At 65.7% G+C, this 24869-nt stretch carries 23 protein-coding genes and 1 tRNA gene; 12 read left to right on the forward strand and 12 right to left on the reverse strand.

Features of this window, described 5'->3' with window-relative positions; genetic code table 11:
- Nucleotides 1-7 precede the first annotated feature (7 nt).
- Both NY08_RS05050 and NY08_RS05055 read left to right on the forward strand, forming a co-directional pair.
- Entirely contained in the window at nt 8-229 is a 222-nt protein-coding gene (locus tag NY08_RS05050; protein ID WP_032377864.1) for a DUF5703 family protein, read from the forward strand.
- 94 nt (nt 230-323) lie between these two features.
- Complete coding sequence (locus NY08_RS05055) at nt 324-1394, forward strand: quinone-dependent dihydroorotate dehydrogenase (RefSeq protein ID WP_032398462.1); 1071 nt, start codon at nt 324-326, stop codon at nt 1392-1394.
- 46 nt (nt 1395-1440) lie between these two features.
- On the opposite strand, the gene NY08_RS05060 is transcribed toward NY08_RS05055, so the two are convergent.
- Nucleotides 1441-1968 (reverse strand): YbhB/YbcL family Raf kinase inhibitor-like protein, encoded by a 528-nt coding sequence (locus tag NY08_RS05060; RefSeq protein ID WP_032398050.1) that lies wholly within the window; start codon nt 1966-1968, stop codon nt 1441-1443.
- 16 nt (nt 1969-1984) lie between these two features.
- Nucleotides 1985-3316: a M20/M25/M40 family metallo-hydrolase gene (locus NY08_RS05065; RefSeq protein WP_082073972.1), complete on the reverse strand. Its 1332-nt coding sequence runs from the start codon at nt 3314-3316 to the stop codon at nt 1985-1987.
- A gap of 203 nt (nt 3317-3519) precedes the next feature.
- On the opposite strand from NY08_RS05065, the gene NY08_RS05070 reads away from it, so the two are divergent.
- The 4 genes from NY08_RS05070 (at nt 3520) to NY08_RS05085 (ending at nt 8123) form a co-directional block, all read left to right on the forward strand.
- Nucleotides 3520-3606 (forward strand) — tRNA-Leu (locus NY08_RS05070).
- Between the two features lie 144 nt (nt 3607-3750).
- Entirely contained in the window at nt 3751-5211 is a 1461-nt protein-coding gene (locus tag NY08_RS05075; protein WP_032398049.1) for an SDR family NAD(P)-dependent oxidoreductase, read from the forward strand.
- A gap of 105 nt (nt 5212-5316) precedes the next feature.
- A complete protein-coding gene (locus tag NY08_RS05080) occupies nt 5317-6813 on the forward strand; it encodes a glutamate-cysteine ligase family protein (RefSeq protein ID WP_045195231.1) in 1497 nt (498 codons plus the stop codon).
- 44 nt (nt 6814-6857) lie between these two features.
- Complete coding sequence (locus tag NY08_RS05085; RefSeq protein ID WP_045195233.1) at nt 6858-8123, forward strand: saccharopine dehydrogenase family protein; 1266 nt, start codon at nt 6858-6860, stop codon at nt 8121-8123.
- Nucleotides 8124-8133: 10 nt separating this feature from the next.
- Here NY08_RS05085 and proP read toward each other — a convergent pair whose 3' ends face one another.
- A complete protein-coding gene (gene proP / locus NY08_RS05090) occupies nt 8134-9639 on the reverse strand; it encodes a glycine betaine/L-proline transporter ProP (protein ID WP_045195235.1) in 1506 nt (501 codons plus the stop codon).
- Between the two features lie 204 nt (nt 9640-9843).
- Between proP and NY08_RS05095 the strand changes: the two genes are divergently transcribed.
- Both NY08_RS05095 and NY08_RS05100 read left to right on the forward strand, forming a co-directional pair.
- On the forward strand, nt 9844-10314 hold the full coding sequence (locus NY08_RS05095) for an OsmC family protein (RefSeq protein WP_045195237.1): 471 nt from the start codon (nt 9844-9846) through the stop codon (nt 10312-10314).
- Nucleotides 10315-10322: 8 nt separating this feature from the next.
- Complete coding sequence (locus tag NY08_RS05100) at nt 10323-11387, forward strand: nucleoside hydrolase (protein WP_235387212.1); 1065 nt, start codon at nt 10323-10325, stop codon at nt 11385-11387.
- Here NY08_RS05100 and meaB read toward each other — a convergent pair.
- Genes meaB through mutA form a run of 3 tightly spaced genes read right to left on the reverse strand, consistent with a single transcriptional unit; the run spans nt 11364 to nt 16557 of the window.
- Nucleotides 11364-12398 carry a methylmalonyl Co-A mutase-associated GTPase MeaB gene (gene meaB / locus NY08_RS05105; protein WP_045195240.1) on the reverse strand — a complete coding sequence of 345 codons (1035 nt, stop codon included), beginning with the start codon at nt 12396-12398 and terminating at the stop codon, nt 11364-11366. The genes NY08_RS05100 and meaB overlap by 24 nt on opposite strands.
- A gap of 2 nt (nt 12399-12400) precedes the next feature.
- Nucleotides 12401-14671 carry a methylmalonyl-CoA mutase gene (gene scpA / locus NY08_RS05110; protein WP_045195242.1) on the reverse strand — a complete coding sequence of 757 codons (2271 nt, stop codon included), beginning with the start codon at nt 14669-14671 and terminating at the stop codon, nt 12401-12403.
- On the reverse strand, nt 14668-16557 hold the full coding sequence (gene mutA / locus NY08_RS05115; protein WP_045195244.1) for a methylmalonyl-CoA mutase small subunit: 1890 nt from the start codon (nt 16555-16557) through the stop codon (nt 14668-14670). Before mutA ends, scpA begins: the two co-directional genes overlap by 4 nt.
- 170 nt (nt 16558-16727) lie before the next feature.
- Between mutA and NY08_RS05120 the strand changes: the two genes are divergently transcribed.
- From NY08_RS05120 to NY08_RS05130, 3 genes are read left to right on the forward strand one after another with little or no spacing between them, the layout of a single operon-like run.
- Nucleotides 16728-17444, forward strand: coding sequence for a TVP38/TMEM64 family protein (locus NY08_RS05120; RefSeq protein ID WP_045195246.1), 717 nt, complete (start codon nt 16728-16730; stop codon nt 17442-17444).
- A gap of 31 nt (nt 17445-17475) precedes the next feature.
- Nucleotides 17476-18075 (forward strand): hypothetical protein, encoded by a 600-nt coding sequence (locus tag NY08_RS05125; RefSeq protein ID WP_032398042.1) that lies wholly within the window; start codon nt 17476-17478, stop codon nt 18073-18075.
- On the forward strand, nt 18072-18581 hold the full coding sequence (locus tag NY08_RS05130; protein ID WP_045195249.1) for a hypothetical protein: 510 nt from the start codon (nt 18072-18074) through the stop codon (nt 18579-18581). The genes NY08_RS05125 and NY08_RS05130 overlap by 4 nt, the downstream gene beginning before the upstream one ends.
- A gap of 13 nt (nt 18582-18594) precedes the next feature.
- Here NY08_RS05130 and NY08_RS05135 read toward each other — a convergent pair whose 3' ends face one another.
- The 3 genes from NY08_RS05135 to NY08_RS05145 are packed head-to-tail and all read right to left on the reverse strand — an operon-like array spanning nt 18595 to nt 21079.
- On the reverse strand, nt 18595-19779 hold the full coding sequence (locus NY08_RS05135) for an SPFH domain-containing protein (protein ID WP_032398040.1): 1185 nt from the start codon (nt 19777-19779) through the stop codon (nt 18595-18597).
- A gap of 4 nt (nt 19780-19783) precedes the next feature.
- Nucleotides 19784-20215: an NfeD family protein gene (locus tag NY08_RS05140; protein WP_032398457.1), complete on the reverse strand. Its 432-nt coding sequence runs from the start codon at nt 20213-20215 to the stop codon at nt 19784-19786.
- A gap of 54 nt (nt 20216-20269) precedes the next feature.
- Entirely contained in the window at nt 20270-21079 is an 810-nt protein-coding gene (locus NY08_RS05145) for a DUF3097 domain-containing protein (RefSeq protein WP_045199757.1), read from the reverse strand.
- 76 nt (nt 21080-21155) lie between these two features.
- Here NY08_RS05145 and NY08_RS05150 point away from each other — a divergent pair, with 76 nt between their 5' ends.
- Entirely contained in the window at nt 21156-21983 is an 828-nt protein-coding gene (locus tag NY08_RS05150; RefSeq protein ID WP_200893169.1) for a hypothetical protein, read from the forward strand.
- Nucleotides 21984-22017: 34 nt separating this feature from the next.
- Here NY08_RS05150 and NY08_RS05155 read toward each other — a convergent pair whose 3' ends face one another.
- The 3 genes from NY08_RS05155 to fabG1 all read right to left on the reverse strand — a co-directional run bounded on the left by NY08_RS05155 (nt 22018) and on the right by fabG1 (nt 24815).
- On the reverse strand, nt 22018-23094 hold the full coding sequence (locus NY08_RS05155) for a ferrochelatase (protein ID WP_094648011.1): 1077 nt from the start codon (nt 23092-23094) through the stop codon (nt 22018-22020).
- Nucleotides 23095-23194: 100 nt separating this feature from the next.
- On the reverse strand, nt 23195-24019 hold the full coding sequence (gene inhA / locus NY08_RS05160) for an NADH-dependent enoyl-ACP reductase InhA (RefSeq protein WP_032398037.1): 825 nt from the start codon (nt 24017-24019) through the stop codon (nt 23195-23197).
- Between the two features lie 73 nt (nt 24020-24092).
- On the reverse strand, nt 24093-24815 hold the full coding sequence (gene fabG1 / locus NY08_RS05165) for a 3-oxoacyl-ACP reductase FabG1 (protein WP_032398036.1): 723 nt from the start codon (nt 24813-24815) through the stop codon (nt 24093-24095).
- Nucleotides 24816-24869 lie beyond the last annotated feature (54 nt).

The following is a 24869-nucleotide window of genomic DNA, read 5'->3' on the forward strand; positions in this document are numbered from 1 at the left end:
CGCGAAGATGCCCGTCGGATGGGAAGTGTCGCCGTCCGACGACTGGGAGTACGTGCCGTTGCGGTTGCCACCGGACGTGACCCGTGTGACGGCCTCGATGCGTCTGGCGATTCAGGCGGAGTTCGGCGGCTGGGAACTGTCGCGGGTTCGCCTCTACACCGACGGCAGCAGGCGTGTGCTGCTCAAACGCAAGAAGACCGCGCATCACATCCCCGAGCCCGGAATCTGAGCGCCTCGCAGTACTGTTCGACCGCACGATCGCTGAATCACAGCACGAGTTCTACCCTGCCAGATCGACCGGAGAGAAGACCGTGGGAGACCGCCTGTACCGCGTCCTGTTGCGCCTGATGTTCCTCGTGCCACCGGAGAGGATTCACCATCTGGCGTTCGGTGTGCTTCGCGCTGTCGCCGCGGTGCCTCCGCTCCGCTTTCTGGCCGAGAAGATGTTCGTGGTCGACGATCCACGACTGCGCTCGACGGTGTTCGGCGTCGACTTCCCGGCTCCGCTCGGTCTCGCGGCCGGTTTCGACAAGAATGCCGACGGAATCGATGCGTGGGGGCCGATCGGATTCGGTTTCGCCGAGATCGGCACCGTGACCGCGCAGAGCCAGCCGGGCAATCCGACTCCGAGACTGTTCCGGTTGCCTCTCGACCGGGCGATCGTCAACCGCATGGGCTTCAACAACCACGGTGCCGAGCACGCGGCCCAGCGCGTCCGTGCCAGGCGCACCGGTATCCCGATCGGCGCCAACATCGGCAAGACCAAGATCGTCGAGCCGGACGGTGCCGCCGCGGACTACACGGCCAGCGCCCGGCTTCTGGGCCCGTTGGCGGACTTCGTCGTCGTCAACGTCAGCTCCCCCAACACCCCTGGACTGCGTGACCTGCAGGCCGTGGAATCGCTGCGACCGATCCTGGTGGCGGTGCAGTCGGTGGTGACGGTCCCGGTACTGGTCAAGATCGCCCCCGACCTGTCCGACGAGGACATCGACGCCGTGGCCGATCTCGCCGTCGAACTCGGTCTCGACGGGATCGTGGCCACCAACACGACGATCTCCCGCGCCGGTCTGCGCACCGACGCAGAACTGGTTGCCGGAATGGGAGCCGGCGGCCTGTCCGGTGCTCCGTTGGCCGACCGCTCGCTCGAGGTACTGCGACGCCTGTACCGCCGAGTGGGTACGCATCTGGCGCTGATCTCCGTCGGCGGAATCGAGACCGAGGCGCAGGCATGGGAACGCATCACCGCGGGCGCGTCGCTGGTGCAGGGCTACACCGGGTTCGTCTACGGCGGCCCGCTGTGGATCGAGAACATTCACCGCGGACTGGCCGCTCGGCTCGAGCAACACGGGTTCGCCACGATCGCCGATGCGGTGGGCTCGGCGAACAAGCCCTGAACCGTCGGGTGTCGGAAAACGGTTCTCCGACACCCGACGAACGAGCTCAGGCCTCGTAGATGCCGGTGAGGACCGCACGACCGATGGCGTGCGAGAACAGATTGAAGCCGAGGTAGGCCGGGGTGGCCGTCTCGTCCACTTCGAGCCGTTCCACGTCCACCGCGTGAACCACGATGAAGTAGCGATGCGGGCCGTGGCCTGCCGGCGGTGCAGCACCGATGTAGCGGAACAGGCCCGCATCGTTCTTGAGCGTCACCGCAGTGCTGGGCACACCGGTCCCGCCGTCATCGCCCGCGCCGGACACCAGCGATGTCGTCTCGACGGGGATGTTCGCCACTGCCCAGTGCCAGAAGCCGGACGCCGTCGGCGCGTCGGGATCGTAGACGGTGACAGCGAAGCTCTTGGTGCCCTCGGGGAATCCGGACCAGGACAGCTGCGGGGAGTTGTCGTGCCCACCGGCTCCCATGATTCCACTGACCTGCTGAGCGGCCAGTGTCTTGCCGTCCTCGACGTCCTCGGACGTCAACTCGAAGGACGGTAGGTCCGGAAGCGAGTCGTATGGGTTGTACGCCACGATGGTTCCTTTCGTATCAGCTGTGCAGCAAGAAGTGTTCGAGTACCTGTGTACCGAACTCCAACGATTCCACGGGTACTCGTTCGTCGACGCCGTGAAACAACGCCGCGAAATCCAATTCCGGCGGCAACTTCAGCGGAGCGAAGCCGAAACAGCGAATACCGATGCGCGCGAATGCTTTTGCGTCGGTTCCACCGGAGAGCATGTACGGAACGGTTCGACCGTTCGGGTCGTGTGCCAACACTGCGTCGTTCATCGCATCGACGAGATCACCGTCGAAGGTGGTCTCGTACGGTTCCAGTTTCGTGATCCACTCGCGTTCGACGTTCGGGCCGATCAACTCGTCGACCTCCTTCTCGAAGGCCGCCTGCCGGCCCGGCAGCACTCGGCAGTCCACCACTGCCGTCGCCGTCTGCGGAATCACGTTGGCCTTATAGCCGGCCGAGAGCATCGTCGGGTTCGCTGTGTCGCGCAGGGTCGCTCCGACGATGCGGGCGATGCTGCCGAGCTTGAGCAGGGTGCCGTCGATGTCCGGTGACGTCGGATCGAAATCGAGCCCGGATTCCTCCGACACCGCCTGCAGAAACTGCGAGACCGACTCGGTGAGCACCAGCGGGAACGTGTGATTGCCCAGTTTCGCCACTGCTTCGGCCAGGTACGTCACGGCGTTGTCGTCGTGCAGAAACGATCCGTGCCCGGCTCGCGCCTTCGCCGTCAGCCGCATCCACGCCAGGCTCTTCTCCGCCGTCTCGACCATGTAGAGCCGCTTCTCGGTGCCGTCCGGGCGGGGGACGGTCAGGGAGAAACCGCCGACCTCGCCGACTGCCTCGGTGACGCCCTCGAACAGGTCCGGTCGGTTGTCGACCAACCAGTGCGATCCGTACTTGCCACCTGCCTCCTCGTCCGCCAGGAACGCGAACAGTATGTCGCGGGGTGGGACGGTTCCGTTGGACTTGAACTGTCGGGCCAGCGCCAGGGCCATGCCGACCATGTCCTTCATGTCCACCGCGCCCCGGCCCCACACGTACCCGTCCTCGACGGCCCCGGAGAACGGATGCACGCTCCAGTCGGCGGGCTCGGCCGGCACGACGTCCAGGTGTCCGTGGAGCAGCAGCGCGCCGCGAGAGGAGTCCGATCCGCGCAGCCAGGCGAACACGTTTCCTCGACCGGGGGCCCCGGACTCGACGTACTCCGTCTCGTAGCCCACTTCCTCGAGTTTGCTCGCCACCCACTCGGCACATTCCTTCTCGCCGACCGTGGTGTCGAGCTCCCCCGTGTTCGAGGTATCGAACCGGATGAGGGAACTGACGAGATCCACGACTTCGTCGAGGGCAACGGTGGCGTCGATATCGGTTGGGTTTCCGGGATTGCTCACATCGTTGGGCACACGTCGTTCCTACCACCAGAATCCGCTCCGGGCACCATGAGAAACGGCCTCGAGGACGAACTGACGTGGGGATTTGGGTTATCGGGAACCCGTCGGATAATCTTACGCAGCACACAGCGGCCGGCTGTGAAAGCAACAAAAGAATATGCGGCAGCGGTCGCACTTGTCCGAGTGGCGGAATGGCAGACGCGCTAGCTTGAGGTGCTAGTGTCCTATTAACGGACGTGGGGGTTCAAGTCCCCCTCGGACACCGTCTGAAAGATGTAGCCAGACAGAAATTTTCACAGATCTGAGTTGAGACAGACGAAACGGACCCTGATTCTTCGGAATCGGGGTCTTTTTCGTTCTGCACTCGCTCCCTTCGGCTCGAAGGGGCCGATGCTAGGAGACCGACGATGAACGCGATCGACCCGACCGATCTCGAGACGTGCCTGCGCGTGCTGAAGCAGGCGGCCGAGCTGGACAAGAACCATCCCGATTCGATCGCTGTCCAGCGCGCCTCCGGTGCCATGTTCAAGGACCTCAAGCGTGCGCGACGCGTCGCGGCACGCAACGCCGTCAACGCGGCCGACCGCGCCGTCGTCGCCGCCACCGCAACAGGATCCCCGGACCGAATCGACGACGAAACAGCAGGCCTCTCCCTGACCTCCCGCGCCGAGGGAGATATCGCAGGCACGCTGATCAAGGCCCGCCCCTGCTACATCTGCAAGCAGCGCTACACCCACGTCGACTCGTTCTATCACCAGCTGTGCCCGGAGTGTGCGACGCTCAACCGCGGCAAGCGCAACGCTCGAACCGACCTGTCCGGACGCCGGGCGTTGCTGACCGGCGGGCGAGCGAAGATCGGTATGTACATCGCTCTTCGACTGCTCCGCGACGGTGCCCACACCACGATCACCACTCGCTTCCCGAACGATGCCGTACGTCGCTTCGCCGCGATGGACGACAGCGATCAGTGGCTGCACCGTCTGCGCGTCGTCGGTATCGATCTTCGCGATCCGGCTCAGGTGGTGGCACTTGCCGACTCCGTCGCCGCCGAGGGGCCTCTGGACATCCTGATCAACAACGCCGCTCAGACCGTCAAACGCTCCCCCGGTTCCTACAGTGCACTGGCCGATGCGGAAGCCGAACCATTGCCCGCCGCCCTGACCGAGGGGGCAGGACCGCAGCGAATCACGTTCGGCAAGACCAGCGATGCGCACCCCGCGTCACTGGCGAGTTCGTTGCCCGCCACGGCGATCGGCGGCCGATCGACTGCTGCCCTGAGCGCGGACGACGTGGCCTCCCTCGCCATGGTCGCCGGCTCGGTCACGGCCGAGAGGATCGAGAGCGGGCTCGCCATCGACGCCGGGGGTCTGGTACCCGATCTCGCCGAGACCAACAGCTGGATCCACACCGTCGAGCAGGTCGACCCGGTGGAACTGCTCGAGGTGCAGCTCTGCAATTCCGTCGCACCCTTCATCCTGGTCTCGCGGCTCCGCACCGCGATGGAGGCCTCCGACGCTCGACGAAAGTACGTCGTCAACGTCTCCGCCATGGAGGGCCAGTTCGGCCGCGCATACAAGGGGCCGGGCCATCCCCACACCAACATGGCCAAGGCCGCGCTGAACATGCTGACGCGCACCAGCGCGAAGGAGATGCTCGACAGCGGAATCCTGATGACCGCCGTCGACACCGGCTGGATCACCGACGAACGGCCGCACCCCACCAAGATGCGGCTCGCCGACGAGGGTTTTCATGCTCCACTCGACCTGGTCGACGGGGCCGCGCGGGTGTACGACCCGATCGTCCAGGGAGAGCTCGGAAACGACCTGTACGGCTCGTTCCTCAAGGATTATCAGCCCTCACCCTGGTGATTTTCGCGTGCGTCCCCCTCGGCGAACGCGTACTGCGATACTCGTAACTCGAAGTCGTTGCGCGTGAGCGAACGGCCCATCTTCACGCACCGATAGGCGGTCACCATGGGCGAGGACGTCGAGCGCCGTAAGTTCACCAGGCAGGATCGGCACGAGTTCCGCCAGAAGGTCCAGGACTGTCTCGATGCCCTGGCGGTCATGTTGGCCGACGAGACCTTCCACGTCGGTGAACCGCAGATCGGCATGGAGATCGAGCTCAATCTCGTCGACGACGACATGGAGCCGTCGATGGCCAACGCCGCCGTGCTCGACGCCATCGCCGACCCCGACTATCAAACCGAGCTCGGACAGTTCAACATCGAGATCAACGTCGACCCTCGGCCACTGCGCGGTGCCTCCATCGCCGAGTTGGAGACGGACCTGCGCAGATCGCTGAATGCGGCGGACGAACGCGCCCGCACCTCCGGTAGCCGTCTGGCCATGATCGGCATGCTCCCGACTCTGGACGAGGAACACTTCGAGCACCGGTGGCTCTCGGCGAATCCACGCTACGACCTGCTCAATCAACAGATCTTCGCCGCGCGCGGTGAAGACATCGAACTGAAGATCGGTGGAGTGCGGCTGCCCGGTGCCGCTGCCGCCGAGGACCTCGACATCGTGACCGACACGATCCTGCCCGAGGCAGCCTGCACGTCGGTTCAGCTCCACCTGCAGGTGGCTCCGGACGAGTTCGCATCGTATTGGAATGCAGCGCAAGCTCTTTCGGGCGTACAGGTGGCGCTCGCCGCCAACTCGCCGTTCTTCGCCGGTCGCGCGCTGTGGCACGAGACTCGTATCCCGTTGTTCGAGCAGGCCACCGACACCAGGCCGCAGGAGCTCAAGAATCAGGGAGTCCGACCACGGGTGTGGTTCGGCGAACGGTGGATCACCTCGATCTTCGATCTGTTCGAGGAGAATTCGCGCTACTTCCCTGCGTTGCTTCCCGTCTGCAGCGAGGAGGACCCCAAAGCTGCGCTGGCCGAGGGCAAGACACCGTCACTGTCCGAACTGCGCATGCACAACGGAACCGTCTACCGGTGGAACCGACCGATCTACGACCGGTCCGGAGACGGCCACCACATTCGGCTCGAGAATCGTGTCCTCCCGGCCGGACCGTCGGTGGTGGACACCCTCGCCGACGCGGCGTTCTACTACGGAACCGTCCGCGCACTGGCCGATGCAGACCGCCCGCTGTGGTCCCAGATGTCGTTCGACGCGGCCGAGGAGAACGTGCACTCCGCCGCCCGCGGCGGGTTCGATTCGATGCTCTACTGGCCCGAGGTGGGCTGGGTGAGTCCGCAGGAACTGGTGCTGCGCCGGCTGCTGCCACTGGCCGACGCCGGACTGGCCGCGTACGGCGTCGACGCGCCGGTCCGCGACCGCTATCTCGGGGTGATCGAAGCGCGGTGCCTGGCCAAGCAGTCCGGCTCGGTGTGGCAGCGCAACGCCGTCGTCGCCCGTGAACGCGCCGGTGAGAAGCGCGATCGCGCCCTCGCCGGAATGCTCGGCGATTACGTCACCCTCATGAACGCCGGAGAACCCGTGCACACCTGGACGAACTGACGGCGCGTCGACTCACGGGGGTGACCCGCGTTAGTGTCGCTGGTATGAACTCGCCAGCATCCGACTCGACCGTCGGCCCCGATCGCACTCACGACATCGTCGTCTACGGCGTCACCGGCTTCGTCGGGAAACTGACGGCGAAATACCTCGCCGAGCATGCACCGGCCGACACCCGGATCGCCCTCGCCGGGCGCTCGACGGCGCGGGTGGAGGCCGCCAGGAACGAACTGGGCTCGAGGGCTCAGCAGTGGTCCGTTCTCGAGGCCGACGCCACCGACGTCGCATCGCTCGAGGCCATGGCCCGATCGACCCGAGTCGTCATCACCACGGTCGGCCCCTACGCCAAGTACGGCCTGGAATTGGCGACGGCGTGCGCCGAGGCCGGGACGGACTACGTCGACCTCACCGGCGAGGTGCTGTTCGCTCGCGAGAGCATCGACACCAATCACGAGATCGCTCAGCGCACCGGGGCCCGCATCGTCCACTCGTGCGGCTTCGATTCCATCCCGTCCGACATCGGCGTACACGCCCTGTACGAGGCCGTGACCGCGGACAACGCCGGGGAGCTGACCGACACGACCCTGGTGGTCACGTCGATGTCCGGTGGGGTCAGCGGTGGCACCATCGACTCGCTGCGTGGGCAGATCGAGGCGATGAAGAAGGACAAGCGGGCCCGACGCATCGCCGCGCGGCCGTACTCGCTCAGCCCCGATCGCGGCCTCGAGCCGCAGCTCGGTCGCCAACTCGACACCGTGCTGATCGACGGCAAGAAGATCGACCCGAGCCTGCGCGGTTGGAAAGCACCGTTCGTGATGGCCTCGTACAACACACGAGTCGTCCGGCGGACCAACGCACTTCGCGACTGGGCATACGGAAAGCAGTTCCGCTACAGCGAGGTGATGAGTGTCGGCTCGTCGTTCGCCAGCCCCGTCCTCGCCGGTGCTCTGTCGGCTGGGCTTTTCGTCGGCGTGTCCGCGATGACCGTGCTTCCGGGCAAGGTGCTCGATCGCATTCTGCCCAAGCCGGGCACCGGCCCCAGTGAAAAAGCGCGCGAGAAGGGACATTTCACGGTCGACCTGTACACCCTCACCACATCGGGGGCTCGCTACCGGGCCCGGGTCAAGGCCTCGGGAGATCCCGGCTACAAGGCCACCGCAGTCATGCTGGCCGAGTCGGCACTCGCACTCGTGCACGGCGGTGACGCCCTGCCGAAGGCCAGCGGAGTCCTCACTCCGGCCACTGCGATCGGCGACGTCCTCGTGGACCGTCTCAATGCTGCCGGTATGGAGATCTGGGCCGAACGGAACTGATCGACTCCCGCTACGACCGCGCGGAGGCCGAGGAGACCTCGGAATAGAGCTCCTTGGCTTCCTCGGTCGAGTCGACCTGTGGCGGTGAGCCTTCCAGAGGTTGGGTGGCGGACTCGCGCAGGAATCCGACGGCGACGAGGCCGACGAGACCGCTCACGACGAGGTAGTACGCAGGGATCATCGGGCTACCGGTCGAGCTGACCAACGCCGAGGTCACCAACGGCGTCGTACCCCCGAAGATCGACACGGACAGGTTGAAGCCGATCGACAGCGCCGCGTAACGAATCCGGGTGGGAAACAGGGCCGGTAGCGTCGATGCGCTCGGCGCCGCGAAACAGACCAGAACGAGGCCGAGGAGCAAGCACGCGATCAGCGGACCCAACCACCCGCTACTGCGCAGGAGCAAGAAGCAGGGCACGGCGAGAACGATCTGCCCGACGGCACCGAAGACGAACACCGGTTTGCGGCCGATTCGGTCGGTGAGCCTGCCGACACCCACGATGACGCTCACCACGACGACCATCGCCGACAGGACGAGCAAGTCCGCACTGAGCTGACTTCGACCGACGACCTCGGTGAAGTACGTGGGTAGATACGACGTCACCATGTAGTTGGTCACGTTGTACAACAACACGATTCCCATGCAGATCAACAGCGCTCGCCAATGATCGGTGAAGATCTTCCCGATCGCCCTCCGGCCGCTCTCCTGCGCCTTGACCTTGTTGTCGTGTTCGTCGAGTTGCTTGCGGAACGCGGGCGTGTCTTCCAGCTTGAGCCGCAGGTACAGCCCGATCAGCCCCATCGGACCCGCGACGAAGAACGGTATGCGCCAACCCCATTCGATCATGGTGGCGTCGCCCAACACCGCGTTGAGGATCGTCACCAGGCCCGAGCCCATCGCGTAGCCGACGAAGGTGCCGAAGTCGAGCCAACTTCCGAGGAACCCGCGCCGCTTGTCGGGTGAATATTCTGCGATGAACGTCGTTGCACCGCCGTATTCACCACCGGTGGAGAAGCCCTGGACCAAGCGGGCGACGAGCAGCAGAATCGGTGCCCAGATGCCGATGGTCGCGTAACTGGGGATGAGGCCGACAGCCAGAGTGCCGATCGCCATCATGATCATGGTGGCGGCCAATACCTTCTGCCGACCGATCCGGTCACCGAGCGGCCCGAAGAACAGGCCGCCGAGCGGACGAACGACGAACGCTGCCGCGAACGTGGCGAACGTCGAGATGAGTTGCACCGCAGGCGTGGCATCGGGATAGAACACCTTGCCCAACGTTGCCGCCAGATAGCCGTACACACCGAAGTCGAACCACTCCATCGTGTTGCCGAGAGCAGCTGCCGAGACGGCGCGCTTGAGCATCGGCTGATCGACCACAGTGATGCTCCCCTCCGAGAGCGCCGGCTTCGTGCGCATCCGTTTCGAGAACGCAACGCGGCGAAGATGCTGGACGTGGCGGCGTCCCCATGTGGCCTGCTCTCGGCCGGGTTCGAGACTGGGCACTGATGTCATTCGTACAACGTTAGCCAGACAAACGATTCGTTTTCAAACGACTGCTGTGCAGATCGACGCACACACTCGGGCGAATGCCCAGGTGAACGCGCGCAACGACGAATGTGCCACACCGCCTTGGTAATCGAGGCATTACGGTCAATGCGGACAACGGTTTCCGCGGCGGATTGTCACCGAACGGGCGGGTACTGGCACGATGGACCAGTGCCGAACCACGATTACGGACTCACGCTGAACTGGACGGGCAACCGCGGTGCCGGGACCACCGGTGCCGCAGCCTACGACCGCGATCACATCGTGTCGGCGCCCGGGAAACCCGACCTCCACGCGAGCTCCGATCCGAGCTTCCGCGGCAATCCCGAACGCTGGAATCCCGAGGAGATGCTCGTCGCCTCGCTGTCCAGTTGCCACATGCTCTGGTACCTCGGACTCGCGGCCGCATCCGGAGTGGTGGTCACCGAATACACCGACTCCCCCACCGGAGTGATGACCGAGCAATCCGATGGTTCGGGTCAGTTCGTCGAGGTCACCCTGGCTCCGGTCGTGACCGTTGTCGACCCGTCGATGGTGCCGCGCGCCGAGAAACTGCACGCGTCCGCGTCGTCGAAGTGCTTCATCGCGCGATCGGTCAACTTCCCGGTGCGGCACACCCCGACGACCGAGGTCGCATCGTGACCGTCCCCATGATCGTCGACGTCGACACCGGAATCGACGATTCTCTCGCCTTGCTGTACCTGCTGGCCAGCGAGGATGCCGAGATCCTCGGTATCGCATCCACCGCGGGCAATGTGCCGGTGAACCAGGTTGCCGCGAACAATCTCGCCTGGCTCGACCTGTGCCGCGCGGGTGATGTCGAGGTCTCGCTCGGCGCACAGGTACCGCTCGTGGCGCCGCTGATGACCACCGAGGACACCCACGGCCCGCAAGGCATCGGGTACGCGGAGCTTCCGGTGTCCACTCGGTCGCTGTCCGACCGGGACGCCACCACGATGTGGGTGGAGCTGGTTCGTTCGCGACCGAGTGAGATCACCGGACTGGTCACCGGTCCGCTGACCAATCTCGCTCTGGCGATCCGTCGGGATCCCGAGCTACCTCGACTGCTGAAGCGACTGGTGTTGATGGGCGGCGCATTTCAGCACCAGGGCAACACGACACCGACCACCGAATGGAACATCGCCGTCGACCCCGAGGCCGCAGCGGAAGTGTTCGCGGCCTTCTCCGGACTACCGCCGGAACGACATCCCATCGTCTGCGCGCTCGACATCACCGAGACCATCGAAATGACCCCCGATCACATCCGACGGCTGGCAGCGCGAGCTCGGAGCCTCCCGCCCGAGGTGATCTTGCCCGACGACGCGCCGGGTGTTCGATCGACGGCGTCGAACCCGATCGTGCGGCACTTCTCCGATGCGGTGCGGTTCTACATGGAATTCCATCGCGATCACGATCAGGGATTCTTGGCGCACATGCACGACCCCTTCGCGGCGGCCGTCGCACTGGATGCCGATATCGCCACCTACCGTCATGCGACCGTCGACGTCGAACTCGTCGGAACCCTCACGCGCGGAACGACGGTCGCGGACTGGCGCGGTATGTGGGGCAAGGCCCCCAATGCGGCGATCGCAATACACACCGATCCCGAGGCATTCTTCGATCGACTCATCGAACGCGTCGGAGCTCTTGCCGACCGGCTCTATCCCGCGCTCCCGGCCGCCGGGGCAGATTCAGGAGTCGAACGCGTCGAGTAGCTCCTGGGCGGCCAGCGCGGCCGTCAGAGAACCGTCGCGTACCCGGGCTTCGACGTCGCCGCGGATGGCCTTGACCGATGGGTTCTGCGCCAGCCGGCGCAGCAGTTGGTCGTTGACCATCGTCCACGTCCAATCGACCTGCTGCTTGCGACGCTTCTCCGCGAATTCGCCTGCGTCACTGAGCACTTGCCGATGGCGCAGCACGGTGTCCCAGTACTCGTCGAGTCCGGTGCCCTCGATGGCGCTCATGGTCAACACCGGGGGCTTCCAGATCGCATCGTGCGGATAGATCAGCCGCAGCGCGCCCGCCAATTCCCGCGCCGCGTTCTTCGCGTCGATCGCGTGCTTGCCGTCGGCCTTGTTGACGGCAACCAGATCGGCGAGTTCGAGAACGCCCTTCTTGATGCCCTGCAACTGATCTCCGGTACGCGCGAGCGTCAGGAACGTGAAGCAGTCGACCATGTTCGCGACCGTCACCTCGGACTGCCCGACGCCCACCGTCTCCACCAGAATGACGTCGAAGCCTGCCGCTTCGAGGAGCACGATCGTCTCCCTCGTCGCACGTGCGACACCACCCAGGGTTCCCGAGGTCGGAGACGGCCGAATGTATGCGTTCTCCTGCACCGCGAGACGCGACATCCGGGTCTTGTCACCCAGGATCGAACCACCGGTACGCGTCGACGACGGATCGACGGCGAGCACCGCGACCCGGTGCCCCTTCTCGATCAAGCGCATCCCCAGCGCGTCGATGAAGGTCGACTTGCCGACCCCCGGCACGCCGGTGATACCGACGCGATGGGAACCACCCGCATCGGGCAGAACCCGAAGAAGCAACTGCTGAGCCAGATCACGATGATCCGAGCGAGTGGACTCGACCAGCGTGATGGCACGCGCCAGCCCGGAACGCTCGTTCGCACGGACCGAATCGGCCACCGCGTCGATATCGATGGTTCGGCCTCTCGGCGACGGTGCACCGGTCGGAGAACCCGTCTTGTCGTTCGGAGAACCCATACTCAGGCGTTGGCCTCGCGTGGTGCGTGCCCCAGCGCAACGGACAGCTTCTCCACCAGCCCGATCGCCGCGTCGGCGATGACGGTGCCCGGAGGGAAGATCGCCGCAGCGCCCGCCGCGTAGAGCTCGTCGAAATCGCCGGGCGGGATGACGCCACCGACGACGATCATGATGTCCTCACGGCCGACTTCGGCCAAGGCCTGTCGCAAGGCGGGCACCAGCGTCAGATGGCCTGCGGCCAGCGACGACACCCCGACGACGTGAACGTCGTTGTCGGCGGCCTGCCGGGCCACCTCCTCGGGGGTCTGGAACAGCGGGCCGACGTCGACGTCGAAGCCGATGTCCGCGAACGCCGTGGCAATGACCTTCTGACCTCGATCGTGCCCGTCCTGCCCCATCTTGCACACCAGGACGCGAGGCCGACGGCCCTCGTCCTCGGCGAACTGCTCGACCAGCGCGGTGGCGCGGGTGATGTTCTCGGATTTGCCTGCCTCGTCGCGGTACACACCACTGATTGTCCGGATTTCGGCCTGATGGCGCCCGTAGACCTTCTCCAGTGCATCGGAGATCTCGCCGACGGTGGCCATCTTGCGTGCCGCGTCGATGGCGAGAGCCAGCAGGTTGTTCTCCATCCCCGGCTGGTCCGAGGCCGCCGCTCTCGTCAGGTTCGCCAGGGCTGCCTCGACCTCGGCGGCGTCCCGTTCGGCCCGCAGCCGCTCGAGCTTCTCGATCTGCTCGCGCCGAACCTTGGAGTTCTCGACCTTGAGCACCTCGATGGTGTCGGGCTCGTCGGGCACGTACTTGTTGACGCCCACCAGGGGCTGACGGCCGGAGTCGATCCGCGCCTGGGTGCGGGCCGCAGCCTCCTCGATGCGCAACTTGGGGATGCCCTCGCCGATGGCCTGAGCCATGCCGCCTGCTTCCTCGACCTCGGCGATGTGTGCCCGAGCCCGATTCGCGAGCTGGTGGGTGAGCCATTCGACGTAATGCGAGCCGCCCCACGGATCGATCGGGCGCACGGTGTTGGACTCCTGCGCGATGAGCAGCTGGGTGTTGCGGGCGATGCGCGCCGAGAAGTCCGTCGGCAGGGCGAGTGCCTCGTCGAGGGCGTTGGTGTGCAGCGACTGGGTGTGGCCCTGGGTGGCCGCCATTGCCTCCACACAGGTGCGGGCAACGTTGTTGAACACGTCCTGTGCCGTCAAGGACCAGCCCGAGGTCTGCGAATGAGTGCGCAGCGAACGGGATTTGGCGCTCTTGGGCTCGAACTGCTGCACGAGCTCGGCCCACAGCAGACGCCCGGCACGCAGCTTGGCGACCTCCATGAAGAAGTTCATTCCGATGGCCCAGAAGAACGACAGTCGCGGTGCGAAGGTATCGATGTCCATGCCTGCATCCAGACCGGCCCGGATGTACTCGACACCGTCCGCGAGGGTGTAGGCGAGTTCGAGATCGGCTGTGGCTCCGGCTTCTTGGATGTGGTAGCCGGAGATGGAGATCGAGTTGTACTTGGGCATCTTCTCGCTGGTGTACGCGAAGATGTCCGAGATGATGCGCATCGACGGTTTCGGCGGATAGATGTAGGTGTTGCGCACCATGAACTCTTTGAGAATGTCGTTCTGGATGGTGCCGGCGAGTTTCTCCGGCCCGACGCCCTGCTCCTCGGCGGCCGCGACGTACAGCGCCAGGATCGGCAGCACAGCGCCGTTCATGGTCATCGAGACCGACACGCTGCCCAGATCGATGCCGTCGAACAGTTGCCGCATGTCGTAGATGGAATCGATGGCGACGCCTGCCATTCCGACGTCACCCTGCACCCGCGGGTGATCGGAGTCGTAGCCGCGGTGGGTGGCCAGGTCGAACGCGACCGACAGACCCTTCTGGCCGGCCGCCAGGTTACGGCGGTAGAACGCGTTGGACTCCGCCGCCGTGGAGAAACCTGCGTACTGGCGGATGGTCCACGGCTGGTTGACGTACATCGTCGGGTACGGCCCGCGGAGAAACGGCGGAGCACCCGGGTAGCTGTGCAGCGGGTAGCCCTCGGCCTCGGCGGCTGCACGGTCTGCCTCGGTGAACACCGGCTTGACGTCGATGCCCTCGGGGGTGGACCACACCACCTGCTCGGGCGTGTAGAAGTTGGCCTTCGCGCCCTGCCGTACATGAGCGTCGACGTCCTGGGCCGACGGCGGCGTCGGCGTCGGCCCGTCGGGGTCGACCAGTGGCACGTCGGCGAAACTGCCGATGGTGTGCGAGATTCGGTTCTCGTCGGTCGTCACTTCGAGGCTCCCAGGGTGTCGAGAAGTTCGGTCAGCACTGCCACGGCGTCGATCTTCGCGGTCAGAAATCCGTCGGGACGCGAGGTGCCCTCGGTGCCGGTGAAGATCTTCTCGGGGCCGGCAAGCAGCACCTGGGTGACGCCTGCGGCCCGCAATGCATCCACGGCAGTGGCGGCCTCGTCGGCGTACCGCTTGTCGGTTCCGCACACCACCGCTATCCGAGCTCCGGACGTCTCTACCGATCCGGCGATTCCGTCGACGGTCAGGGGGCCGGGATCGACGGCCTCGATTCCGCCCGACGCCAGCAGGTTCGACGCGAACGTCGTTCGGACATTGTGTTCGGCGACGCTGCCCAGCGGCACCAGGAGCACCGTCGGGCGCGAATCGTGCTCGGCCAGATAGGCATCCGACCGGTCTCGCAGCGACTCGAATGCCCGGCCGTACCGATACACCGTTGTCGAGCCCTGCGGCGCGGTTCGTTCGGGATCGAGCGGAGCCTCGGCCAGGTTGGGAAATTCGTTGACGCCCGTCAGCGGGGTGACTCGGTGAGCGATGTCGGAATCGCGTTCGGCGCGGGTGTTCTCGATCGCAGTCATCAGCGAACCGTCGTCGACGGCGGCGCGGAAACCTCCGGACGTTTCGATGGTCTGGAAGAACTCCCAGGCCTTCGCCGCGACCGCTGTCGTCAGCTCCTCGATGTACCAGGACCCGGCACCGGGATCCAGGACCCGTCCGAGATGCGCTTCTTCGAGCAGCAGCAGCTGGGTGTTTCGGGCGATACGGGCCGCGAACGTCTTCGACACCCCGGCTGCGCCGCCGGCGAGTGCCGCATCGAACGGGAGCACGGTCACCGAATCGGCACCGCCCACTCCCGCTCCGAACGAGGCCAGCGTGGTCCGCAGCATGTTCACCCACGGATCCCGCTGCGACATCATCGCTTCCGAGGTCACCGCATGCTGAGGAGCGTCACCGGCGTCGGGGGCTCCGCACACCTGCGCGATGCGCGCCCACAGCGTGCGAGCGGCCCGGAACTTGGCGATGGTCTGGAACTGGTCGTCGGTGGCGGAGAACCGGAACTCGATCTGTCGCAGGGCATCGGCGATGCCGATACCGGCATCGGTCATGGACCGGAGGTACTCGAGCCCTGCGGCGATCGCCGCACCGAGCTCCTGTGCGTCGCTGCCACCGAGATTGTGGAACACGGTGCCGTCGACCGTGATCGCACGAATCGTCTCGGCACGACCGATCGACTTGCGAGCCAGCTCGAGCGCCTCGGTCATCTCGATCGACTCGGTTCCGCTCAACCCGGCTGTGAGAGTGGACACGCCCAGCCGGATGTCGACTGCGGCGCGCTCGTCGATATCGGCGGAGTCGAGCACCTCGAACACCGCCGCTGCCGCTGCGGACACGTCCCCGCGCGCATCGATCGTCAGCGGTGCGAGCTCGAGAAACACCCCACGCAGAACCTCCGGCAGAGCGGTCGGGTCGACGCCACCGTTGCCGACCGTCAACCACAGGGCGCTGGTGCCGTTGGAGAGCGAATCGAGAATCTGGGTGTTCGCAGTCGCCGCGTCGTCGGCACCGTCGCCCCGGACCGAGCCGTGGCGGGTGCACACCTTCCAGCCCGCGTTGACGTCGCGGTGGGGGTCGCGTCCCCGCAGGTAGGGGAACTGCCCGGGCAGCGGACCTTCCGGTCGTTCGTCGAAGGCGGTGTACAACGGGGACACGGTGATCCCGTCGTACGTCGTGGAATCGAGTAGGTGTTCGGCATCGGCCGGCAGATCGGACACCTCGACCCGACGCGATTTGGCCAGGACACCTGCCACTGCCTTCTGCCAGGCCGCATGAGCGCTGCGTGCGGCATCTTCGTGCGACGCGATGGACACGTGTGCTGCTCCCTCGGTTCGGCCGGGTAGTCCTTCGCCCGACGTGAAGTGATGCTAACCCCACCGAGTTGCACATTATCGTGAGGATCACCTCACGTTCGATCGTGCAGCGCGGCTCTCGGACTCGGGAGGCGACGAGGTGTCGTCTCACGCCGGTACGCTGGCCTCTCGTGACCCGGCACCTGCGTGACGTTCGACTGATCGCGCTGCTGGCGGTGATTGCCGTCTTCGCTCTGGTAGCGGTGTTCGCACCCCATCCGAGTGTCGAACAGATTCGTGATTGGGGTGCGTCCGTCGGTCCGGCATTCCCGCTCGTGTTCTTCGGTGTGCACGCGATCGTGACCGTGGCGCCTGTCCCGAGAACGCTGTTCACGCTCAGTGCAGGAGTGTTGTTCGGGCCCCTGACCGGTCTGGCGGTCACCATCGGCGCGTCGACCGTCAGTGCGATGCTGGCGCTGCTGTTGGTCCGTGCCATCGGTCGCGACGCCGTGGCAGCGCGGATGTCGCACTCGGCTCTCGATTCGGTGGACGAGAGTCTGCGTCGACGAGGATGGCTGGCCGTCGGCTCCCTGCGCCTGATCGCGCCGGTGCCGTTCTCGTTGGTGAACTACGCGTGTGGGGTGTCGGCGGTTCGGCTCGTCCCGTTCGCCCTGGCGACGGCCGTCGGGATGCTGCCGGGCACGCTCGGAATCGTCGTGATCGGCGGAGCGATCGGAGGCGAGACACATCCGGCGCTGCTGGTGTTGTCTGCGGTCTGTATCGCGATCGGTCTGAGTGGGCTGGTGGTGGATTGGCGGCTCTCGCGAGGTTCGCGATCCGTGCCGGCGCCTGCGGGCGGTCGACAGGCCGGGAACCTTGATTCCGACGAATCAAGCCTTGAAGCTTGACTGGACCACATCAACGATCTAGCCTTGTCCGATGTTCGTGCTGACCGTGGACCAACGCCGCAGTAGACGCGATATCGATCGCGTGCCCGAACTGCTCGAACGCTATCGCGACCACGAACTGATCCGGCCCTTCGAGCGCACCGCAGGAGACGAAGTGCAAGCCGTCTGCGAGGACGCCGCTACCGTCGTCTCGATCGCTCTCGAACTGGTCGCCACCCCGCACTGGAGCGTCGGCATCGGCATCGGTTCCGTCGAACTCCCGCTACCCGAGACGACACGCGCCGGACGCGGACCGGCATTCGAAGCAGCCAGAGACGCCGTGACCCGAGCCAAGAACGCCCCGGCTGCGCTCGCCGTCAGCGGTCCCGACGACGCTGCCGCCGAGGACGCGGAGACGGCATCGACCCTGGTTGCGCTGCTCGTGATCAGACGATCGGACCAGGGGCGAGAAGCGGTGGAACTCATGGCCCGCGGGTTCTCGCAAACCGAGGCGGCCGAACGGTTGAAGATCAGCAAACAAGCCATGTCGCAACGACTCTCGGTAGCCGGCTGGCACGTCGAGAACGCAGGTCGCACCCTGGCGACTCGACTGCTCGACACCGCGAACACGACGGGAAACCACAGGCCATGATCGTTGCCACCCTGGTGCTACTGGCACTGACCGCAATTGCCGCCATCGTCCCCACCGGCACCGGGATTCGCCGATGGCTGCCCACCGTCGCCGCGTCGAGTCTCCTCGTGGCAGCGGCAGTCCTGGCCACGGTGGCCGGACCGGCCTACGGTCTCGGCCATGCCGTCGGAATCGTCCTGAGCGTCGTCGCAGCAGCCCTGGGTGGAACGGCGGCGGTACCCACCGTGTTTCGCATCGCACGACGACGCAGCGACTCGACCGGAGACGATCCGGTCGAGCCGCTGCGTGGTGGCCTGACCATAGGCGTCCTCGAACGCGTGGCCGTCGCCGTGTCGATTCTCGCCGGATGGCCGGAGGGCATCGCGATCGTGCTGGCAGTCAAGGGGCTCGCGCGCTATCCAGAACTGCGCGAATCCCATGCCTCCGAACAATTCATCATCGGCACCTTCGCCAGCGTCCTGTGGGCTCTGGCCGCTGCCGGGGTCGGCACGGCCCTGATCAGCTGATCAGGGCCGTCCCTCAACGCTGTTCCGGCTCCGCCTCCGGCGACGCCGCCAGGGCACCGACGTCGAACCCCTTCGACAGCTCGGGCGCGGACGCCAGCGACGTGTCGACCGGCTTGCGCGCCACCGCTTCTGCAGCCTTGACCGCCTCGGCGACCGCCGGATCGGTCTTGGTCTCGAACCATTCGGCAACCTCGTCCGAATCGTCCTCCGGCTTGGGCTCGTTGCCGGCCGACTCGTTGGGCTCGTACCGGAACACACCGTCTTCGCCGGGCGCACCGAGTGTCTTGGCGAACCCCTTGAGGGCGTCACCGAAATCGCTCGGGATCATCCACACCTTGTTCGCATCGCCCTGAGCCATCTGCGGCAGCGTCTGCATGTACTGGTAGGCGAGCAACTCGGGCGTCGGCTTCCCTGCCTTGATGGCACCGAACACCTTCTCGATCGCCTTGGCCTGACCCTGAGCTTCGAGGTACTTCGCGGCGCGGTCACCCTGCGCCCGCAGGATGCGGGACTGGCGCTCGCCCTCGGCGGTGAGGATGGCTGCCTGCTTGCCGCCCTCGGCCGCGAGAATCCGGCTCTGCTTGTCTCCCTCGGCCGTCTTGATCGCCGATTCGCGATGGCCTTCGGCGGTGAGGATGGTCGCTCGCTTCTCGCGATCGGCCTTCATCTGCTTCTCCATCGACTCCTGGATCGAGGGCGGCGGGTCGATGCTCTTGAGCTCGACTCGGGCCACGCGCAGGCCCCAACGGCCGGTGGCCTCGTCCAGTACGACCCGCAGCTGCCCGTTGATCGAATCACGCGAGGTGAGAGTTTCCTCCAGTGTCATTCCACCGACGACGTTGCGCAGAGTGGTGGTGGTCAACTGCTCGACACCGACGATGTAGTTGTTGATCTCGTACACGGCCGATTGCGGGTTGGTGACCTGGAAGTAGACGACGGTGTCGATGGACACGGTCAGGTTGTCCTTGGTGATCACCGGCTGCGGCGGAAACGACACGACTCGCTCACGCAGGTCGACCTTGGCGCGGATGCGGTCGACGAACGGCACGAGAAACGTGAGCTGACCGGACACGGTGCGCGTGTAGCGGCCGAGCCGCTCGATCACGGCGGCCTCGGCCTGCGGGACGATCGAGATGGACTTGGCCATCAACACCGCGACGAATGCGACGATGACAGCCAGTGCGATGAGTGCTTCCACGTGGCTACGGTCCCTTCCATACGACGGCGGTTGCGCCGTCTATTTCCATCACGGTCACGGTGGTACCCGGGGCATAGACCTCGGTCTCGTCGAGTGGACGAGCGGTCCACACCTCCCCACCGAGCTTGATCTGGCCTTCGTGGGCAGTGACCTGTTCGAGAACGATCGCACTCTTGCCGGTGAGCGCAGCCATCCCCATCGGGGTTTCGGGCGGAGTCGCGAAGCGACGCAACAGTATCGGTCTCAGACCGAGCACCAATGCCAGCGACAGGACGCCGAAGACGATCGCATCGGCCCACACCGGGAAGTCGGTCAGAGCCGATACGCCCGCGGTGCCGAGCGCGCCGCCGGCGATCATCAGAAGAAAGAAGTCGCCCGTCAGTGCCTCGGCACCGGCGAGAACCACTGCCGCTATGAGCCAAATGATCGCTGCCACAGCCTCCATCCAAGCACGAATCGGACAATTGCCGGTGCGTTGCTGGACACAGCCCTACTCGGTGACGAAGTCGACCAATTGCTCGACGGCTCCGATCAACGGTGCTTCGAGATCACGGAAGCTAGACACCGACGAGTACACCCGACGCCACCCCTCCCGCGGATTGCCCCACCCCAACTCTCGACAGATTCCGGTTTTCCAATCCTCACCCCGCGGGATCTTCGGCCAAGCGTCGATGCCGACAGCAGCGGGCTTGACCGCCTCCCAGACGTCGATGAACGGATGACCGGTGACCAGAACGTGTTCGCCCAGCGACCTCGTCAACTTCGACTCCTTGGAACCGGTCACCAAGTGGTCCACCAGAACTCCCACACGGCGGCCCGGGCCGGGACCGAATTCCGCCAACCGCTCCCCCAGATTGTCCAGACCTTCCAGATGCTCGACGACCACGCCCTCCACCCGAAGATCGTGTCCCCACACACTTTCCACCAGGGCCGCGTCGTGCACGCCCTCGACCCAGATGCGACTGGCGCGGGCGGTGCGCGCGCGCAGGCCCTCGACCTTGGTCGAACCGGATGCGGAGCGCGTCGGTGCCGCCGCAGCCGCCGCAGGCTTGGGCCGAACCAGGGTGACCCGACGTCCGTCGATCAGGAACGCCGCCTCGCGCAGGGCGAACAGCCGCGTCGTGCGGGCACCGTCCTCGAGCCGGACGAAATCTCCGTCGTAGGTGCGCTCGAAGCCGACCACGGCACCGCAGTACCCGGTGCCGGCATCTTCGACGACCAATCCGCGCTCGGCCGACACCTCCGGTGCCGGAACCTTGCGCATGCGACTGTGCCCTCTGAGAATGTCTCCGCCGTACATGTCGTTCACGGCGACCAACGCTAGCGACACCGGCGTCCCGAGCACGGTTCGCCACGCCGACCTATGCTCGTGAGTCGTGTGTTCCTCAAGCGCAAGTCTCGCCCTGTGGGCCGGTTCCTGGCTGGCCGGTGCCAGCTCGCCCGACGACGTCATCGACGCCATGTACGAGTGGGCACCGATGCATCTGGTGGGTGCAGGCGATGCGGACGCGGCAGTGAATTTCGGGCTCGAGCATCCCGGCTACGCCGATGGAATCGCGAGCCTGCTGCACGCGATCAGGGCGGCTGCAACAGCATCGACTCCCGAGGCCGGCGACGATCGAGTCAAACTCGTTCTGCCTGCCCCCGGCGCAGTGACCGGACTGCCCGCGAACACGGATTTCTCGCGTGCCGCCCTGAACGCGGGGCAGGCCGTGATCGTCGGGACCTCGGGCAACGCCGGCATCGGTGTGGTGCCCGTCGTGGAGGGACCGGATGTGTTGCGCTGGACCGTGTACTCGATCGTCGTCCCCGAGCACGGTCATCGAGATCAGGGGTTGGGTGAGGCCGAGTACGAAATGCGTGAGGCCGTGCGCGGCGCAGCGGACGCGCTCGCGCAGATGCAGTCGCTACCCAGGCGCACCCTCGACACCGATCCGCGCACCCGTATCGCCGCACTGATCGCCGACGCGGCACGGCATCGCTACCCGGCGGAGATGTCCGACAGAGCGTTCCGCGTCCTCGAATCGGCAGATCGGGTCGCCGCCATTCTGACGGTCGCGGCGGGATCGGCTCCGTCGGAGGCACCGACCGCGTCGGCAGCCGCGGCACGTGAAGAACTCGTTCGACCGCTGTGGGCTGCGGTGCGCACCGCGCGCACCATTGCGGTCGCGACGAGCATCGAAGCGGCGATGCACTCCGCCTGACACCCCGTTGGACGCAGGTGCCGGGCGGACGCGTTCACGACGTGGCTGCGGGCCTGGAGGGCCGGGTGGGCTGCTCACAACAGCCGACGGCGCAGCGACTGCCGTCCAGCGTCGAACCGTAGCCGGGCACACTGCCGAGGCCGCGGCACCGTCCACCGACTCGGTATTCGTCCACGAGCTCGCGAATCATCTGCGGAAAACGCGCATCGGATCCGGGAGTACCTGCACGGGCGAAGGCCATTCCCAATTCACGGGCCTTCTCCTCCGCTTCGGTGTCCAGATCCCACACGACCTCGAGGTGGTCGGACACGAATCCGATCGGACACACGATGACGGCGTCGACGGACTTCTCCGACAGCGCTTCGAGGTGATCACAGATGTCTGGGTCGAGCCACGGCACCTGCGGAGGGCCGGAGCGGGATTGCCACACCAGGTCGTAGTCGTCGACGCCCGACGCGGCTGCGACGAGCCTCGATGCCTCGGCCACCTGACGGCTGTAGAGGTGACCGCCGTCCTGGGGCGGGCCCGCATTGGCGTCGGCGGCCGAGGGGATGGAGTGTGCGGTGAACACCAGACGTGCACCGGCGCGGTGCTGCTCGGGCAGTGAGGCTCGCGCCGATGCGACGGCGTCGCCGAACGCGTCGACCATCAGCGGGTGGTCGTAGTACTGCCGGATCTTGAGCAGATGCGGTGCATCGTCACCGACGGCGGCGCGGGCCCGGGCGATGTCCTCGTGGTACTGCCTGCATCCGGAGTATCCGCCCCACGCGGAGGTCGGGAAAACGAGCGCGTTCCTGATTCCGTCCGACTTCATGGTCGCGACGGTGTCCTCGATCATCGGATGCCAGTTGCGGTTTCCGAAATAGATCGGCAGATCGACTCCGGCGGAATCGAATTCGCTGCGGAGCGCCTCGATGATGTCTCTGTTGAGTCGGTTGATCGGCGAGACTCCGCCGAAGTGCATGTAGTGCTCGACGACGGCGTCGAGCCGCTCGGGCGGCACTCCACGACCGCGAGTGACGTTCTCCAGGAACGGGCGTACGTCGGCGGGCTGTTCCGGCCCGCCGAACGAGAGCACCAACAATGCGTCGAAGTCTCCAGGGGTGGTCATGTTTTCCATTGTGCCCCCGTCGCCGACCGGCCCCTGCGGGGGTCCGATCGGCGAACCAAACCTCTCGGCGGGCGCACGTGCGGGTACGCCCACCGCGGCATCACATGTTCTCGGGCAGGTACGTGTTGTGGCTCGCACCGCCGTCGACGTACACGATGGATCCGGTGGTGCCGGGCAGCCAATCCGAGAGCAACGCGACGATGGACTTGGCGACGACGGTGGGGTCGTTGACATCCCAACCGATCGGGGCAGCACCGTCCCAGTAGACGTTGAGCTGGTTCATCTTTGCCGCGTCGTCCGTGGCCGTACCCGCGATGGCCTTGGCGGCGAGGGTCTTGATGGGGCCGGCAGCGACGAGGTTGGAGCGAATGCGCTTGGCGGCGCCCACTTCCCGGGCCACGTAGCGGTTGACCGATTCGAGAGCAGCCTTGGCCACGCCCATCCAGTTGTAGTACGGCATCGACGTACGAGGATCGAAGTCCATTCCGACGATGGAGCCACCCTCGTTCATGACCGGCAGAACTGCACGCGCGAGCGATGCGTAGCTCCACGCCGAGATCTCGAATGCCTTCGCGGCGTCGGGGCCGGGGCCGTCGAGGAACGGCTTCGCGTCGGGGCCCATCAGGGTGCGGGGCGCGAATGCGATCGAGTGCAGAACCCCGTCGATACCTTCGGGCGCGACCTCGCGAACGCGGTCGGCCAACGCCGCCAGGTGCTCCTCGTTGGTGGCGTCGAGCTCGATCGCCGGCGGCACCTCCTTGGGCAGACGCTGTGCGATGCGGTCGATGAGCCGGAGCCGATCGAACCCGGTGATGATCACCTTGGCACCCTGCTCCTGCGCCATGGCCGCGGCGTGGAACGCGATCGAGGCATCGGTGATGATGCCGGTGACGAGAATGGTCTTGCCTTCGAGCAATCCGCCCATAGTGCTGTGTTCCTTAGCTTTCGAAGATGAAATCGATGACGTCGAACTGAAAAATACTGTGCAAGAACGGCTCTCAGTGACCCATGCCCATGCCGCCGTCGACGGGGATGACGGCACCGGACACGTAGGAGGAGTCGGGGCCGGCCAGGAAGCTCACGACCGCCGCGACGTCCTCGGGCTGCCCCAGACGCTGAAGCGGGATGAATTCCTTGGCCTTGCCGCGTAATTCGTCGGAGAGTTCTGCGGTCATGTCGGTTTCGATGAATCCCGGGGACACCACGTTCGCGGTGATCGAGCGTGATCCGAGCTCACGAGTGATCGACCTCGCCATGCCGATGACACCGGCTTTCGAGGCGGCATAGTTGATCTGCCCCGGTCCGCCTGCCATGGCCACGACCGAACTCAGGAAGATCATCCGGCCCCAACGCGCGCGCAGCATGGCACGGTTGGCGCGCTTGGCGACCCGAAAGGCCCCGGTCAGGTTCGCGTCGATCACGCGCTGGAACTGCTCCTCGGTCATGCGCATCAGCAACGTGTCGTCGGTGATTCCGGCATTGGCCACGAGCACCTCGACCGGACCCTGCTTCTCCTCGACCTCCTTGAAGGCCGCGTCCACCGAGGCGGAGTCGGTGACGTCGCAGACGACTCCCAACAGCCCGTCGGGGGCGCCGGAGCCGCGGTGGGTGACGGCCACCTTGTGTCCGTCGGCTCGGAGCCGCTGGGCAATGGCGAGACCGATACCTCGGTTTCCTCCGGTGACGAGTACCGATCGCGCGATGAAGTCAGGTGTGGACATGCCTAGCAACCTATCTGTTCGTCCTGGAATGACAAAGCGAAACTTACTGGTGAG

The organism is Rhodococcus sp. B7740 (assembly GCF_000954115.1).
Taxonomy (GTDB): Bacteria; Actinomycetota; Actinomycetes; order Mycobacteriales; family Mycobacteriaceae; genus Rhodococcoides.

What these genes read in the sequence shown, in the direction of transcription:
- NY08_RS05050 (WP_032377864.1), top strand. Translation starts at nt 8, where the DNA reads ATGCCCGTCGGATGGGAAGTGTCGCCGTCCGACGACTGGGAGTACGTG.
- NY08_RS05075 (WP_032398049.1), top strand. Translation starts at nt 3,751, where the DNA reads ATGAACGCGATCGACCCGACCGATCTCGAGACGTGCCTGCGCGTGCTG.
- NY08_RS05080 (WP_045195231.1), top strand. Translation starts at nt 5,317, where the DNA reads ATGGGCGAGGACGTCGAGCGCCGTAAGTTCACCAGGCAGGATCGGCAC.
- NY08_RS05085 (WP_045195233.1), top strand. Translation starts at nt 6,858, where the DNA reads ATGAACTCGCCAGCATCCGACTCGACCGTCGGCCCCGATCGCACTCAC.
- proP (WP_045195235.1), bottom strand. Translation starts at nt 9,639, where the DNA reads ATGACATCAGTGCCCAGTCTCGAACCCGGCCGAGAGCAGGCCACATGG.
- NY08_RS05100 (WP_235387212.1), top strand. Translation starts at nt 10,323, where the DNA reads ATGATCGTCGACGTCGACACCGGAATCGACGATTCTCTCGCCTTGCTG.
- meaB (WP_045195240.1), bottom strand. Translation starts at nt 12,398, where the DNA reads ATGGGTTCTCCGAACGACAAGACGGGTTCTCCGACCGGTGCACCGTCG.
- NY08_RS05125 (WP_032398042.1), top strand. Translation starts at nt 17,476, where the DNA reads ATGTTCGTGCTGACCGTGGACCAACGCCGCAGTAGACGCGATATCGAT.
- NY08_RS05130 (WP_045195249.1), top strand. Translation starts at nt 18,072, where the DNA reads ATGATCGTTGCCACCCTGGTGCTACTGGCACTGACCGCAATTGCCGCC.
- NY08_RS05145 (WP_045199757.1), bottom strand. Translation starts at nt 21,079, where the DNA reads ATGTACGGCGGAGACATTCTCAGAGGGCACAGTCGCATGCGCAAGGTT.
- NY08_RS05155 (WP_094648011.1), bottom strand. Translation starts at nt 23,094, where the DNA reads ATGACCACCCCTGGAGACTTCGACGCATTGTTGGTGCTCTCGTTCGGC.
- inhA (WP_032398037.1), bottom strand. Translation starts at nt 24,019, where the DNA reads ATGGGCGGATTGCTCGAAGGCAAGACCATTCTCGTCACCGGCATCATC.
- fabG1 (WP_032398036.1), bottom strand. Translation starts at nt 24,815, where the DNA reads ATGTCCACACCTGACTTCATCGCGCGATCGGTACTCGTCACCGGAGGA.